Origin of the sequence: Kluyvera chengduensis, assembly GCF_044197065.1 — a bacterium.
In the GTDB taxonomy this organism is placed as follows: domain Bacteria; phylum Pseudomonadota; class Gammaproteobacteria; order Enterobacterales; family Enterobacteriaceae; genus Kluyvera; species Kluyvera ascorbata_C.
The window spans coordinates 1,018,126-1,033,185 of record NZ_JBIQOI010000002.1; the positions used below are offsets into that span (position 1 = coordinate 1,018,126).

At 55.0% G+C, this 15,060-nt stretch carries 12 protein-coding genes and 1 pseudogene; 11 read left to right on the forward strand and 2 right to left on the reverse strand.

What is annotated here, in order from left to right; genetic code table 11:
• Positions 1 to 30: 30 nt before the first annotated feature.
• On the reverse strand, positions 31 to 1,215 hold the full coding sequence (ubiF, locus tag ACH1XZ_RS10445; protein ID WP_395595590.1) for a 3-demethoxyubiquinol 3-hydroxylase: 1,185 nt from the start codon (positions 1,213 to 1,215) through the stop codon (positions 31 to 33).
• Between the two features lie 149 nt (positions 1,216 to 1,364).
• Between ubiF and miaB the strand changes: the two genes are divergently transcribed.
• The 10 genes from miaB to rihA all read left to right on the forward strand — a co-directional run bounded on the left by miaB (position 1,365) and on the right by rihA (position 11,766).
• Positions 1,365 to 2,789, forward strand: a complete 1,425-nt coding sequence (gene miaB, locus ACH1XZ_RS10450; protein ID WP_395595466.1) for a tRNA (N6-isopentenyl adenosine(37)-C2)-methylthiotransferase MiaB — start codon at positions 1,365 to 1,367, stop codon at positions 2,787 to 2,789.
• 153 nt (positions 2,790 to 2,942) lie between these two features.
• The gene (locus ACH1XZ_RS10455; RefSeq protein WP_035894310.1) at positions 2,943 to 3,989 is read left to right on the forward strand and encodes a PhoH family protein; all 1,047 of its coding nucleotides are present in this window, start codon (positions 2,943 to 2,945) and stop codon (positions 3,987 to 3,989) included.
• Positions 3,986 to 4,459, forward strand: coding sequence for an rRNA maturation RNase YbeY (ybeY, locus tag ACH1XZ_RS10460; protein ID WP_395595467.1), 474 nt, complete (start codon positions 3,986 to 3,988; stop codon positions 4,457 to 4,459). The genes ACH1XZ_RS10455 and ybeY overlap by 4 nt, the downstream gene beginning before the upstream one ends.
• 159 nt (positions 4,460 to 4,618) lie before the next feature.
• Positions 4,619 to 5,497, forward strand: coding sequence for a CNNM family magnesium/cobalt transport protein CorC (gene corC / locus ACH1XZ_RS10465; protein WP_035894346.1), 879 nt, complete (start codon positions 4,619 to 4,621; stop codon positions 5,495 to 5,497).
• A gap of 5 nt (positions 5,498 to 5,502) precedes the next feature.
• The gene (lnt, locus tag ACH1XZ_RS10470; RefSeq protein WP_395595468.1) at positions 5,503 to 7,041 is read left to right on the forward strand and encodes an apolipoprotein N-acyltransferase; all 1,539 of its coding nucleotides are present in this window, start codon (positions 5,503 to 5,505) and stop codon (positions 7,039 to 7,041) included.
• Positions 7,042 to 7,462: 421 nt separating this feature from the next.
• Positions 7,463 to 8,383: an amino acid ABC transporter substrate-binding protein gene (locus tag ACH1XZ_RS10475; protein ID WP_395595469.1), complete on the forward strand. Its 921-nt coding sequence runs from the start codon at positions 7,463 to 7,465 to the stop codon at positions 8,381 to 8,383.
• A gap of 166 nt (positions 8,384 to 8,549) precedes the next feature.
• On the forward strand, positions 8,550 to 9,290 hold the full coding sequence (locus ACH1XZ_RS10480) for an amino acid ABC transporter permease (RefSeq protein WP_395595470.1): 741 nt from the start codon (positions 8,550 to 8,552) through the stop codon (positions 9,288 to 9,290).
• A complete protein-coding gene (gene gltK / locus ACH1XZ_RS10485; RefSeq protein ID WP_333495036.1) occupies positions 9,290 to 9,964 on the forward strand; it encodes a glutamate/aspartate ABC transporter permease GltK in 675 nt (224 codons plus the stop codon). The genes ACH1XZ_RS10480 and gltK overlap by 1 nt, the downstream gene beginning before the upstream one ends.
• On the forward strand, positions 9,964 to 10,689 hold the full coding sequence (locus ACH1XZ_RS10490) for an amino acid ABC transporter ATP-binding protein (protein WP_395595471.1): 726 nt from the start codon (positions 9,964 to 9,966) through the stop codon (positions 10,687 to 10,689). The genes gltK and ACH1XZ_RS10490 overlap by 1 nt, the downstream gene beginning before the upstream one ends.
• A 141-nt stretch (positions 10,690 to 10,830) precedes the next feature.
• The gene (rihA, locus tag ACH1XZ_RS10495) at positions 10,831 to 11,766 is read left to right on the forward strand and encodes a pyrimidine-specific ribonucleoside hydrolase RihA (protein ID WP_395595472.1); all 936 of its coding nucleotides are present in this window, start codon (positions 10,831 to 10,833) and stop codon (positions 11,764 to 11,766) included.
• 10 nt (positions 11,767 to 11,776) lie between these two features.
• Here rihA and ACH1XZ_RS10500 read toward each other — a convergent pair.
• Positions 11,777 to 12,244: pseudogene (locus ACH1XZ_RS10500) on the reverse strand (zinc ribbon-containing protein); the annotation flags it as partial.
• A 225-nt stretch (positions 12,245 to 12,469) separates the two neighbouring features.
• On the opposite strand from ACH1XZ_RS10500, the gene leuS reads away from it, so the two are divergent.
• Positions 12,470 to 15,052: a leucine--tRNA ligase gene (leuS, locus tag ACH1XZ_RS10505; RefSeq protein ID WP_395595473.1), complete on the forward strand. Its 2,583-nt coding sequence runs from the start codon at positions 12,470 to 12,472 to the stop codon at positions 15,050 to 15,052.
• Positions 15,053 to 15,060 lie beyond the last annotated feature (8 nt).

Genomic DNA, 15,060 nt, shown 5'->3' on the forward strand with positions numbered 1-15,060 from the left:
CGGTGCTGCCTTATCCGGCCTACATCAGAATTACAGCCCCAGCGCGTACTTCAGCGCCTGACGTTTCAACACGCCCGCGCGCTGCGCCGCCATTAATCCCACATTGCGTAACACGCGCAGCGGGCCGAGATCGTTACTGAACCCAGCGTAGAACAGATCCATCCCACTCTGCATCAGCAGGTTGTCTACCCGACGGCGCGCCTGATAACGCTGTAACACCGACAGACTGGCCCAGTTTTCGCCAATGCTGCGCGCATTCGCCAGCACATCCAGCAGCGCGTCAACGTCGCGATAGCCAAGGTTAACCCCCTGCCCCGCCAGCGGATGAATCGTGTGCGCAGCATCGCCAATCAGCGCCAGCCCAGGCTGTACATACTGCTGGGCATGACGGCGGGTTAACGGAAACGCCCCGGCCGCCACTGGCGTAACGGTTCCCAAACGCTCCGGAAAATGACTTGCGATTTCTCGCTGTAGCTGCGGCATCGGTAGCGATTGCAATTGGCGAATCCGCGCCGGCGTGTCATACCACACCAGCGAGGCCCAGTGACCAAACAGCGGCAGGAAAGCGCGCGGCCCGGTTGGCGAAAACTGCTGCCAGGTGCTGTCGCCGGGTTCATTGTCGCACTGGACGGTTATTAACATGCAGGACTGCGGATACTGCCAACCGTTTGTGCCAATTCCCGCCTGCTGACGCACCTGTGAGAACGCGCCGTCGGCACCCACCACCAGTCGAGCGGCTATCTTGCGATCGTCGTCCAGATGTAAAACATGGCTATCGCCTTCGACCTGCATGTCCTGCATGTCCTGCAGCGAGGTACCGTGCAATAGCACGACCTGCGGATGCGCCTCAAGCGCCTGCCAGAGCGCCAGTTGCAGAACATTGTTCTCCACCATATAGCCAAGATTAGGCAGCTTCAGCTCGCTGGCATCAAAAACAACGTGTGCCGTTTGCCATTCCCAGGTTTCCAGACGACGCCAGGGGTGCGCTCGCATCGCCAGTACGGTATCCCAGACGCCCAGGTCACGCAAAAGCTGCACCGACGAGGCGCTGATGGCTGAAATCCGGACATCAGGCTGCGAGGTCGGATCAAAGTCCGCTGGCGGACTCTTTTCCAGCACCGCGACGGAGAACCCCTGCTGCGCCAACCCTAACGCCAGCGCACCACCGACCATCCCGCCGCCAACCACCGCAACGTCTTTGTGTAGAATTGTCATCATTTATTATCCTTAAAGCCGATTACCTTCAGTTTACCGGACTTTCGCCCTCTGAGGCCAATAACCGTCAAGCTGGTCACAACCGCACCAAAGCATTACAATACGCGCCCTGCAATGTGGGCTATTCATAATTGAGCAAGAGCAAGTCGATGACAAAAAAACTCCATATTAAAACCTGGGGCTGTCAGATGAACGAATACGATTCATCAAAGATGGCCGATCTGCTGGATGCCACTCATGGGTATCAATTGACTGAAAACGCAGCAGAAGCCGACGTCCTGCTGCTGAATACCTGCTCAATCCGTGAGAAAGCCCAGGAGAAAGTCTTCCACCTTTTAGGCCGCTGGAAATTACTTAAAGCAAAAAATCCTAAGCTGATTATTGGTGTCGGCGGCTGCGTCGCCTCACAGGAAGGCAAACTTATCCGCCAGCGCGCGCACTACGTGGATATCGTTTTTGGCCCACAGACACTGCACCGTCTGCCAGAAATGATCGATGCCGTCCGTAATAACCGCCGCCCGGTAGTTGACGTCAGTTTCCCGGAAATCGAGAAATTTGACCGTCTGCCAGAACCGCGCGCCGACGGCCCGACCGCGTTTGTCTCTATCATGGAAGGCTGCAACAAATACTGCACCTACTGCGTGGTGCCATATACCCGCGGTGAAGAAGTCAGCCGTCCGTGCGACGATATTCTGTTTGAGATTGCCCAACTGGCCGCTCAGGGCGTACGTGAAGTCAACCTGCTGGGGCAGAACGTCAACGCCTGGCGCGGTGAAAACTACGACGGCACTACCGGCAGCTTTGCCGACCTGCTGCGTCTGGTGGCGGCGATTGATGGCATCGACCGTATCCGTTTCACCACCAGCCACCCTATCGAATTTACCGATGATATTATCGACGTGTATCGCGATACGCCGGAGCTGGTGAGCTTCCTGCATCTGCCGATTCAGAGCGGCGCTGACCGCGTACTGAACATGATGGGGCGTACCCATACGGCGCTGGAGTACAAATCCACCATCCGTAAGCTGCGCGAAGCGCGCCCGGATATTCAGATTAGCTCCGACTTTATCGTCGGCTTCCCTGGCGAAACCGACCAGGACTTCGAGCAGACCATGAAGCTGATTGGCGACGTAAACTTTGATGTCAGCTTTAGCTTTATCTTCTCCGCGCGTCCGGGTACGCCAGCGGCCGATATGATCGACGACGTACCGGAAGAGGTGAAAAAACAGCGCCTCTATATTCTGCAAGAGCGCATCAACCAGCAGGCGATGGCCTGGAGCCGCCGTATGCTGGGTACCGTGCAGCGTATCCTGGTGGAAGGCACTTCCCGTAAGAGCATTATGGAGCTGACCGGGCGCACCGAGAACAACCGCGTGGTCAACTTCGAAGGTACGCCGGATATGGTCGGCAAATTCGTCGATGTCGAGATCGTGGATGTCTACACCAACTCACTGCGCGGCAAACTGGTGCGCACCGAGGACGAAATGGGCCTGCGCATCGTTGAATCACCAGAGTCGGTGATTGCGCGTACGCGCAAAGAGAGCGACGCGGGCGTCGGGATTTACCAGCCTTAATCTCCCTGGCCCGTCTCTCCTGACGGGCCTTGTATTTCCTGCTGCCATCCCCATATTTATTGCAATGCTTGCGCCTTTTCACTGCGGCGTGAATAATTCCTTTATCAGCCGGTCACGTCTTACAGCCGGCAACTCATGCATAAGAGGAACAGTTTGAACATAGACACTCGCGAAATTACCCTGGAGCCAGCCGACAATGCCCGTTTGCTGAGCCTGTGTGGCCCGTTTGATGACAATATCAAACAGCTGGAGCGACGACTGGGCATCGAGATCAACCGCCGCGATAACCATTTCAAACTGACGGGACGCGCTATCTGCGTGACCGCCGCTGCCGACATTCTGCGCAGCCTGTACGTTGATACCGCGCCGATGCGCGGCCAGATTCAGGATATTGAGCCGGAACAGATTCACCTGGCGATTAAAGAAGCGCGCGTGCTGGAACAGAGCGCGGAGAGCGTGCCGGAGTACGGCAAAGCTATCAATATCAAAACCAAACGTGGGGTGATTAAACCACGTACGCCAAACCAGGCGCAGTATATCGCCCATATTCTCGACCACGACATCACCTTCGGCGTAGGCCCTGCCGGTACGGGTAAAACCTACCTCGCCGTCGCCGCCGCCGTTGATGCGCTGGAGCGTCAGGAAATTCGCCGTATTCTGCTGACCCGCCCTGCGGTTGAAGCGGGCGAAAAACTCGGCTTCCTGCCTGGTGATTTAAGCCAGAAAGTGGACCCGTATCTGCGCCCGCTGTACGACGCGCTGTTCGAAATGCTCGGCTTCGAGAAAGTTGAGAAGCTGATGGAGCGTAACGTCATCGAAGTTGCGCCGCTGGCCTATATGCGCGGCCGTACGCTGAACGATGCCTTTATCATCCTCGATGAAAGCCAGAACACAACCATCGAGCAGATGAAGATGTTCCTGACCCGTATCGGCTTCAACTCCAAAGCGGTTATTACCGGTGACGTCACCCAGATTGACCTGCCGCGCAGCACCAAATCCGGCCTGCGTCACGCCATTGAAGTGCTGGCTGAAGTCGATGAAATTAGCTTTAACTTCTTCCACAGCGAAGACGTGGTGCGCCACCCAGTCGTTGCCCGTATCGTTAACGCTTATGAAGCGTGGGAAGAAGCCGATCAAAAACGCAAAGCCGAGCTGGCCGCGGAACGTAAACGCGAAGCTCAGGCGCAGGAGCAGAAATGAGTCAGGTGATCCTCGATCTCCAGTTGGCCTGTGAAAACAACACCGGTCTGCCAGAAGAAAGTCAGTTTCAAACATGGCTGGATGCCGTCATCCCGCAGTTTCAGGAAGAATCAGAAGTCACGATTCGCCTGGTGGATGAAGCCGAAAGCCACGAACTGAACCTCACTTACCGCGGTAAAGATAAACCGACTAACGTGTTGTCATTCCCTTTTGAAGCGCCACCGGGAATGGAAATGCCGCTGCTGGGCGATTTGATCATCTGCCGTCAGGTCGTTGAGCAGGAAGCCGTTGAGCAAGGCAAGCCGCTGGAAGCACACTGGGCACATATGGTCGTGCACGGCAGCCTGCATCTGCTGGGCTATGACCATATCGAAGATGAGGAAGCGGAAGAGATGGAAAGTCTCGAGACAGAGATAATGCTTGCTCTAGGCTATGAGGATCCGTACATTTCCGAGAAGATTGCAGAATAGTAGTTTGCCGGATGGCGGCGCTTGCGCCTTATCCGGCCTACATTCATGCATTTCATAGGCCTGATAAGCGTAAGCGCCATCAGGCAAAACATGCCGTCCGGCGCTGACTTTACGCGCGACGAGCGACAGTTAAATCAACATGAGAACCCAAACGACGCCATGAGCGACGACAATTCACACAGTAGTGACACAGTAAACAGCAAAAAGGGATTCTTCTCCCTCTTACTCAGCCAGCTTTTCCACGGTGAACCAAAAAACCGTGACGATCTTCTGGCGCTGATCCGTGATTCCGGGCAGAACGAGCTTATCGATGAAGATACGCGCGATATGCTTGAAGGGGTAATGGATATCGCAGACCAACGCGTCCGCGACATCATGATCCCGCGCTCCCAAATGATTACCCTGAAACGCAACCAGACCCTGGACGAATGTCTTGATGTGATCATCGAGTCCGCCCACTCGCGTTTCCCGGTTATCAGTGAGGATAAAGATCACATCGAAGGGATTCTGATGGCTAAAGATCTGCTGCCGTTTATGCGCAGCGACTCTGAAGCTTTCAGCATGGATAAAGTGTTACGCACCGCGGTTGTCGTGCCGGAAAGCAAACGGGTTGACCGTATGCTGAAGGAGTTCCGCTCCCAGCGCTACCACATGGCCATCGTTATCGATGAGTTTGGCGGCGTGTCGGGTCTGGTGACGATTGAAGACATTCTCGAACTGATTGTCGGCGAAATTGAAGATGAGTATGACGAAGAGGACGATATCGACTTCCGTCAGCTCAGCCGCCACACCTGGACGGTCCGCGCGTTGGCCTCGATTGAGGACTTTAACGACGCGTTCAGCACCCACTTCAGCGATGACGAAGTTGACACCATTGGTGGTCTGGTAATGCAGGCCTTTGGCCATCTGCCAGCCCGTGGTGAAACCATTGACATCGATGGTTACCAGTTCAAGGTCGCTATGGCGGATAGCCGTCGTATTATTCAGGTTCACGTTAAAATCCCGGACGATTCCCCACAACCGAAACTGGATGAATAACCTTCATGGCATTTGCCTCACTGCTTGAACGCCAGCGCATTCGTCTGCTGCTGGCGCTACTTTTCGGAGCCAGCGGTACGCTGGCTTTTTCTCCCTATGACTTCTGGCCTGCGGCGATTATTTCGCTGATAGGTCTGCAGGCGCTGACGCTCAACCGTCGTCCCGTGCAGGCTGCCGCGATTGGTTATTTCTGGGGCTTTGGCCTGTTTGGTACCGGCATTAACTGGGTATACGTCAGCATCGCGCAGTTTGGCGGTATGCCGGGCCCGGTCAACGTCTTCCTCGTGGTGCTGCTGGCGGCTTACCTGTCGCTTTATACCGGGCTGTTTGCCGGCATTCTGTCGCGCCTGTGGCCGAAGACCAACTGGGTTCGCGTCGCCATTGCTGCGCCGGTTGTCTGGCAAATCACTGAGTTTCTGCGCGGCTGGGTGCTAACCGGTTTCCCGTGGCTACAGTTTGGCTACAGCCAGATTGACGGCCCGCTGAAAGGGCTGGCACCGCTGATGGGCGTTGAGGCCATCAACTTCCTGCTGATGGTCGTGAGCGGCCTGTTAGTCCTGGCACTGGTGACCCGCAACTGGCGACCATTGGTCGTCGGCGTGTTGCTTTTCGCCCTGCCGTTCCCACTGCGTTACATTCAGTGGTATACCCTGCAAACCGATAAAACCACTCAGGTTTCACTGGTGCAGGGCGATATCCCGCAGGCAATGAAGTGGGACGAAAAAGAGCTGCTCAATACGCTGAAAATTTACCTCGATGCCACCGAGCAGGTGATGGGAAAATCGCAGCTGATTATCTGGCCTGAATCCGCTATCCCGGACCTGGAAATCAACCAGCAGCGCTTCCTGAGCATGATGGATGATTTACTGCGCGCCAAAGACAGCACGCTGATTACCGGAATCGTCGACTCACGCCTCAATAAGCAGAATCGCTACGACACCTACAACACCATCATCACGCTGGGCAAAGACAGCCCGTACAGCTATGAGTCGAAAAACCGCTACAACAAAAACCACCTGGTACCATTCGGTGAGTTTGTGCCGCTGGAGTCGATTCTGCGCCCGCTCGCGCCGTTCTTTGACCTGCCGATGTCGTCGTTCAGCCGTGGGCCTTACGTTCAGCCCCAGTTGCAGGCGCATAACCTAAAGCTGACCGCCGCCATCTGCTACGAGATTATTCTCGGCCAGCAGGTACGCGACAACTTCCGCCCGGACACCAACTTCCTGCTGACTATCTCTAACGATGCGTGGTTTGGTAAGTCCATCGGCCCGTGGCAGCACTTCCAGATGGCACGCATGCGCGCGCTGGAGCTGGCGCGTCCGCTGCTGCGCAGCACCAACAACGGCATTACCGCCGTCATTGGTCCGCGCGGTGAAATTCAGGCGATGATCCCGCAGTTCACGCGCCAGGTTCTGACTACCAAAGTAACGCCAACCACCGGCTTAACGCCTTACGCACGAACCGGTGATTGGACGGTATGGCTGATTACCGCGCTGTTCGGTTTTGGCGCGCTAGTCATGAGCCTGCGCCAGCGTCGCAAATAAAACACTGCACCATCGAATGTAGGCCGGATAAGGCGGTACGCCGCCATCCGGCAACCTTGTCGTATCGCGCCTGATGGCGCTACGCTTATCAGGCCTACATGTTCCCTCTCCTTCCCCCCATTCTGGCACGCCAATTGCTTAATATAATCAAGAGGCTGCACATTCCCGTTCGGCGCAACCAGGTTGCACCATAACACGACATCGGTGGCACCATTATTGTGCAAACTGCGATTATTGCCTCAAAACGGTGCGGGGCGCCTCGCAAAAATAAACAATAAAGCAGCAAAATCTTTACATTAAGCCAAACTAAATGCTAACAAACACACATAACGCTGCACGCTAAAGACGCAGCGAAAACAACACAACAATCACAATGGGTATCAATGCATCTTTGCCGATGCAGAGGATAAAGGAGTTGGATATGCAATTACGTAAACTGGCCGCCGCCATGCTGGTCATGGGTGTGACCGCAGGTTTCGCGCATGCAGAAGACGCAAAGCCTGCCGCCGATGCCGCGCAGCAATCGACGCTGGATAAAATTGCTAAAAACGGCGTCATCGTCGTTGGCCACCGCGAATCATCCGTGCCGTTCTCCTACTACGACAACCAACAGAAAGTGGTCGGTTACTCTCAGGACTACTCCAACGCCATCGTTGACGCTATCAAGAAAAAGCTCAACAACCCGAAACTGGACGTGAAGCTGATTCCAATCACTTCTCAGAACCGTATTCCGCTGCTGCAAAACGGCACCTTCGACTTTGAGTGTGGTTCCACCACCAACAACGTGGAACGTCAGAAACAGGCTGCGTTCTCCGACACCATCTTCGTGGTCGGTACCCGTCTGCTGGTGAAAAAAGGCGGCCCGATTAAAGACTTCCCGGACCTGAAAGACAAAGCCGTTGTCGTAACCTCCGGTACCACTTCTGAAATTCTGCTGCACAAGCTGAACGACGAACAAAAAATGAATATGCGCATCATCAGCGCCAAAGACCACGGTGACTCCTTCCGTACGCTGGAAAGCGGTCGCGCGGTGGCGTTTATGATGGATGATGCCCTGCTGGCCGGTGAACGTGCGAAAGCCAAGAAGCCGGACAACTGGGAGATCGTCGGCAAGCCGCAGTCTCAGGAAGCTTACGGCTGTATGCTGCGTAAGAACGACCCGGACTTCAAAAAGCTGATGGACGACACCATCGCTCAGGCACAGACCTCAGGCGAAGCGGCGAAATGGTTTGATAAGTGGTTCAAAAACCCAATTCCACCGAAAAACCTGAACATGAACTTTGAACTGTCAGAAGAGATGAAAACGCTGTTCAAAACGCCAAACGACAAAGCACTTAACTAATTAAAAAAATGGGGCGGATAAATCTGCCCTCTCGATTGTAGTTCAGCACGGACAGACTATACGTCAGGTGGTCGTTCCCCACCTGACCTGAATACCGCAAAACGCTGTTCAACAATCTTCGAGGGTAGCAGGTCGTACTGCTACCCTTTTTTTTCTGGAGTTCATTATGTCAATAGACTGGAACTGGGGTATCTTTTTACAACAGGCCCCATTCGGCAACACCACTTATCTCGGCTGGCTCTGGAGCGGTTTTCAGGTCACCGTCGCGCTTTCGATTACCGCCTGGATTATCGCTTTCCTCGTCGGCTCGCTGTTCGGCATCCTGCGTACCGTTCCTAACCGCTTTTTATCCTCGCTCGGCACCTGCTACGTCGAGCTGTTCCGTAACGTTCCGCTGATCGTGCAGTTCTTTACCTGGTACCTCGTGGTGCCGGAATTGCTGCCGGAAGACCTCGGCATGTGGTTTAAGTCAGAGTTGGATCCGAACATTCAGTTCTTCCTCTCTTCGATGATCTGTCTGGGTCTGTTTACCGCTGCCCGCGTCTGCGAGCAGGTACGCGCCGCCATTCAATCGTTGCCACGTGGGCAGAAGAACGCCGGTCTGGCGATGGGCCTGACCCTACCGCAAACCTACCGCTACGTGCTGCTGCCAAACGCCTATCGCGTAATTGTGCCGCCGATGACCTCCGAGATGATGAACCTGGTGAAAAACTCGGCCATCGCCTCCACAATTGGTCTGGTGGACATGGCCGCGCAGGCGGGCAAGCTGCTGGACTACTCCGCGCACGCCTGGGAATCCTTTACGGCGATCACCCTCGCCTACGTCTTCATTAACGCCGTGATTATGCTGGTGATGGCGCTGGTGGAACGCAAAATCCGCCTGCCAGGCAATCTGGGAGGTAAATAATGTACGATTTTGACTGGAGTTCGATTGTTCCGTCGATGCCTTACCTGCTGGCAGGTCTGGTTATCACCCTCAAAATTACCGTCACGGCGATTATCATCGGTATCGTCTGGGGTACGCTGCTGGCGGTAATGCGTCTGTCAGCATTTAAGCCTATTGCCTGGTTCGCTAAAGCCTACGTCAACGTCTTCCGCTCCGTGCCGCTGGTGATGGTGCTGCTGTGGTTCTACCTGATTGTGCCGGGCTTCCTGCAAAACGTGCTCGGGCTGTCGCCGAAAAGCGATATCCGCCTGATCTCTGCCATGGTGGCGTTCTCAATGTTTGAAGCCGCCTACTATTCCGAGATTATCCGTGCGGGTATTCAGAGCATCTCTCGCGGGCAGTCCAGCGCTGCGCTGGCGCTGGGGATGACCCACTGGCAGTCGATGAAACTCATCATTTTGCCACAGGCCTTCCGCGCTATGGTGCCGCTGCTGTTAACCCAGGGGATTGTCCTGTTCCAGGATACCTCGCTGGTGTACGTCCTGAGCCTCGCGGACTTCTTCCGTACCGCCTCCACGATTGGTGAGCGTGACGGGACTCAGGTGGAAATGATCCTGTTTGCTGGTTTTGTCTATTTTGTTATTAGCCTTAGCGCCTCGCTGCTGGTCAGCTACTTGAAGAAAAGGACCGTATAATGATTACCCTGAAAAACGTCTCTAAATGGTATGGTCACTTTCAGGTGCTGACCGATTGCTCCACGGAAGTGAAAAAAGGCGAAGTGGTGGTAGTGTGCGGGCCGTCCGGCTCCGGCAAATCCACGCTGATTAAAACCGTTAACGGCCTGGAGCCGGTGCAACAGGGCGAAATTCTGGTCAACGGTACCAAGGTTAACGACAAAAAAACCGACCTTGCGCAGCTGCGTTCTCACGTCGGCATGGTGTTCCAGCACTTTGAGCTGTTCCCGCACCTGTCTATCATCGAGAACCTGACGCTGGCGCAGGTGAAAGTGCTCAAGCGCGATAAAGCCGCCGCCCGCGACAAGGGCTTAAAGCTGCTTGAGCGCGTAGGGCTTTCCGCTCATGCCAACAAGTTCCCGGCACAGCTCTCCGGCGGCCAGCAGCAGCGTGTAGCGATCGCTCGTGCGCTGTGCATGGATCCGGTGGCAATGCTGTTTGATGAACCGACGTCGGCACTTGACCCTGAGATGATCAACGAAGTGCTGGACGTCATGGTCGAACTGGCGAACGAAGGGATGACCATGATGGTGGTGACCCACGAAATGGGCTTTGCGCGCAAAGTGGCCAACCGCGTCATCTTTATGGATGAAGGCAAGATAGTCGAAGATGCCGACAAAGAGGCCTTCTTCGCCAACCCGAAATCTGACCGCGCAAAAGATTTCCTCGCCAAAATCCTGCACTAACCACTCTGATCTAGCCCGGCCGAGCAAAGCGACGCCGGGCTACCCTTTTGCGCGCTGCATCACGCTTTGGCGTCTCTATTCTCGTCCCTTCTCCATTCAAGCTTTACCCTTGTCACAAAATAATGCTGAAAAGGAACCGCTATGGCACAGCCGATTATTCTCGATTGCGACCCGGGTCATGACGACGCGATCGCCATTGTTCTTGCTCTTGCCTCACCTGAACTGGAGGTAAAAGCCATCACCTCTTCCGCCGGGAACCAGACGCCTGACAAAACGCTGCATAACGTGCTGCGTATGCTGACGCTACTGAAGCGCCCGGACATTCCTGTCGCTGGCGGCGCGGTGAAGCCGCTGATGCGCGAGCTGATTATTGCCGATAACGTGCACGGCGAGAGCGGGCTTGATGGCCCGGCCCTACCAGAGCCTTCCTTTGCGCCGCAGCCATGCACCGCCGTTGAGCTGATGGCCAAAACCCTGCGTGAAAGCCCGCAGCCGGTGACGATTGTCTCCACTGGCCCGCAAACCAACGTGGCCTTGCTGCTAAACAGCCACCCTGAGCTGCACGCGAAAATCGCCCACATCGTTATCATGGGCGGCGCGATGACGCTCGGCAACTGGACGCCGGCCGCTGAGTTCAATATCTTCGTTGATCCGGAAGCCGCTGAAATCGTCTTCCAGTCGGGTATTCCGGTGGTGATGGCCGGACTTGATGTGACCCATAAAGCACAGATCCACGCCGCCGATACCGAACGTTTCCGCGCCATCGGCAACCCGGTTTCCACGATTGTTGCCGAGCTACTCGACTTCTTTATGGAGTACCACAAAGATGAAAAATGGGGCTTTGTCGGCGCACCACTGCATGACCCATGCACCATCGCCTGGCTGCTGAAGCCGGAGATTTTCACCACCGTTGAACGCTGGGTTGGCGTAGAGACGCAGGGGAAATACACCCAAGGGATGACCGTAGTGGATTATTACTTCCTGACGGGGAGTAAACCGAATGCGACGGTGATGGTGGATGTAGACCGTGAGGCGTTTGTTGACCTATTGGCGGAACGGTTAGCGTTTTACCAGTGAGCCTGTCCCGGCGGCGCTGGAACTGGTCATGCCCACACTTCGGGCAACGCGGCAGTACGTCCGGCGTATACACCGCCAGATGGTAGTGACACTTCTCACACACCAGGTTGCCCAGCCCGACCACTTCCCCGCTGTGATACACCCCATGATGATTCAAGTCCTGGAAAACCTCGCGCCACTCCAGCTGCGTTTTGTCGGTAATATCCACCAACTCTTGCCAGATACTCTCCTTAATCACCCGCAAAAACACGCTGTCGGATTCATCTTCCTGGCTTTCGCTGTAGCTCATCGCAAATTCTTCGAGGTCACGGCGAACGGCGCGCAGCAGTTCATCAATTTCAGTACGCGTTAACTCGCTGGTTTGTGCGACTTTCGCCCGCGCCTGTGTAACCAGGGCGTCGATATCGCGTTCACCATTGCGCAGACGTTCAGTTAGCGAGCCAACCAATTCACGGTAAATTTGAGCAACCTTGTTCATTGTTTCCTCTCCCAGCTAGTTAACCTCTTCTAATAATAGCCGTTATTTGCTTTCTGCTTTGCCAGCTTTACCACAGAGTTGATAAATGTTGCCCGGAGCTTTTCGCCGCCATAATGTGCGAAAGGCTGTTTTGACGTGAACGTTTGGGCTATGCTATGCGGATCTGAAATACCACGTCTATTGGCTACATTTGTAGCTGTATTGAAAATAGGATCACTGGCTGCCATGCAAGAGCAATACCGCCCGGAAGAGATAGAATCGAAAGTCCAGCTTCACTGGGATGAGAAGCGCACATTTGAAGTTACTGAAGACGAGAGCAAAGAGAAGTATTACTGCCTGTCGATGCTACCCTATCCTTCTGGTCGACTACACATGGGCCACGTCCGTAACTACACCATCGGCGATGTGATTGCTCGCTATCAGCGCATGCTGGGCAAAAACGTTCTGCAGCCAATCGGCTGGGATGCGTTCGGCCTGCCTGCTGAAGGCGCCGCGGTAAAAAACAACACCGCGCCTGCACCGTGGACGTACGACAATATCGCGTACATGAAAAACCAGCTCAAAATGCTGGGCTTTGGCTATGACTGGAGCCGCGAGCTGGCCACCTGCACCCCGGAATACTATCGCTGGGAGCAGAAGTTCTTCACCGAGCTGTATAAAAAAGGCCTGGTCTACAAAAAAACCTCTGCGGTGAACTGGTGCCCGAATGACCAGACCGTACTGGCGAACGAACAGGTTATCGACGGCTGCTGCTGGCGTTGCGATACCAAAGTTGAGCGTAAAGAGATCCCGCAGTGGTTTATCAAAATCACCGCTTACGCCGACGAACTGCTGAGCGATCTGGATAATCTGGATCACTGGCCTGACACCGTGAAAACGATGCAGCGTAACTGGATTGGCCGTTCCGAAGGGGTTGAGATCTCCTTTGACGTTAACGACTACGCCGACAAGCTGACCGTTTACACCACCCGTCCAGATACCTTTATGGGTTGCACCTACCTGGCCGTTGCTGCGGGCCACCCGCTGGCACAGCAGGCTGCGGCAAACAACCCAACCCTGGCTGCTTTTATCGACGAATGCCGCACCACTAAAGTGGCTGAAGCCGACATGGCGACCATGGAGAAAAAAGGCGTCGACACCGGCTTTAAAGCGATTCACCCACTGACTGGCGAAGCCATTCCAGTTTGGGCGGCAAACTTCGTGCTGATGGAATACGGTACTGGCGCAGTGATGGCCGTTCCGGGCCACGATCAGCGTGACTACGAGTTTGCTACCAAATACGGCCTGAACATTAAGCCGGTTATCCTTGCAGCCGACGGCAGCAAGCCCGATCTCTCCGAGCAGGCGCTGACTGAAAAAGGCACCCTGTTCAACTCCGGCGAGTTCGACGGTCTGAGCTATGAAGACGGCTTTAATGCGATTGCCGACAAACTGGCCGCAATGGGCGTTGGCGAACGTAAAGTGAACTACCGTCTGCGCGACTGGGGTGTATCCCGTCAGCGTTACTGGGGCGCGCCAATCCCAATGGTGACGCTGGAAGACGGCACCGTACTGCCAACGCCAGAAGATCAGCTGCCGGTTATCCTGCCGGAAGATGTGGTAATGGATGGCATTACCAGCCCGATCAAAGCCGATCCTGAGTGGGCAAAAACAACCGTTAACGGTATGCCTGCACTGCGTGAAACCGACACCTTCGATACCTTCATGGAATCGTCCTGGTACTACGCGCGTTACACCTGCCCGCAGTATCAGGAAGGCATGCTGGATTCTAAAGCGGCAAACTACTGGCTGCCGGTTGATATCTACATCGGCGGTATCGAACACGCCATCATGCACCTGCTCTACTTCCGCTTCTTCCACAAACTGATGCGCGATGCAGGTCTCGTGAACTCTGATGAACCGGCTAAACAGCTGCTGTGTCAGGGCATGGTGCTAGCGGATGCCTTCTACTACGTGGGCGTCAACGGCGAACGTAACTGGGTTTCCCCGGTTGACGCTATCGTTGAGCGTGACGAAAAAGGCCGTATCGTGAAAGCGAAGGACACGGCAGGCCATGAGCTGGTGTATACCGGCATGAGCAAAATGTCCAAGTCCAAAAACAACGGTATCGACCCGCAGGTCATGGTTGAGCGCTACGGTGCGGACACCGTGCGTCTGTTCATGATGTTTGCTTCCCCAGCGGATATGACCCTGGAATGGCAGGAATCCGGCGTCGAAGGGGCTAACCGCTTCCTGAAACGCGTCTGGAAACTGGTTTACGAGCACACCGCACGTGGCCCGGTTGCAGCTCTGAACGTAGATGCATTAAGTGAAGATCAACAGGCTCTGCGCCGTGACGTTCATAAAACTATTGCTAAAGTTACCGATGATATCGGTCGTCGTCAGACCTTCAACACCGCCATCGCGGCGATTATGGAGCTGATGAACAAACTGGCGAAAGCACCGCAGGAAGATGAACAGGATCGCGCTCTGATTCAGGAAGCGCTGCTGGCCGTCGTGCGTATGCTTAACCCGTTCACCCCTCACGTTTGCTTCACGCTGTGGCAAGAACTGGGTGGTGAAGGCGATATCGATAACGCGCCGTGGCCGGTGGCTGACGAGAAAGCGATGGTCGAAAACACCACGCTGGTCGTCGTTCAGGTCAACGGTAAAGTTCGCGGTAAAATCACCGTTGCGGTAGATGCGACCGAAGAACAAGTGCGTGAACGTGCAGGCCAGGAACACCTGGTTGCAAAATACCTTGAGGGCGTAACCGTACGTAAAGTGATTTACGTACCGGGCAAGCTGCTTAACCTGGTCGTTGGCTAAGCGCGGGA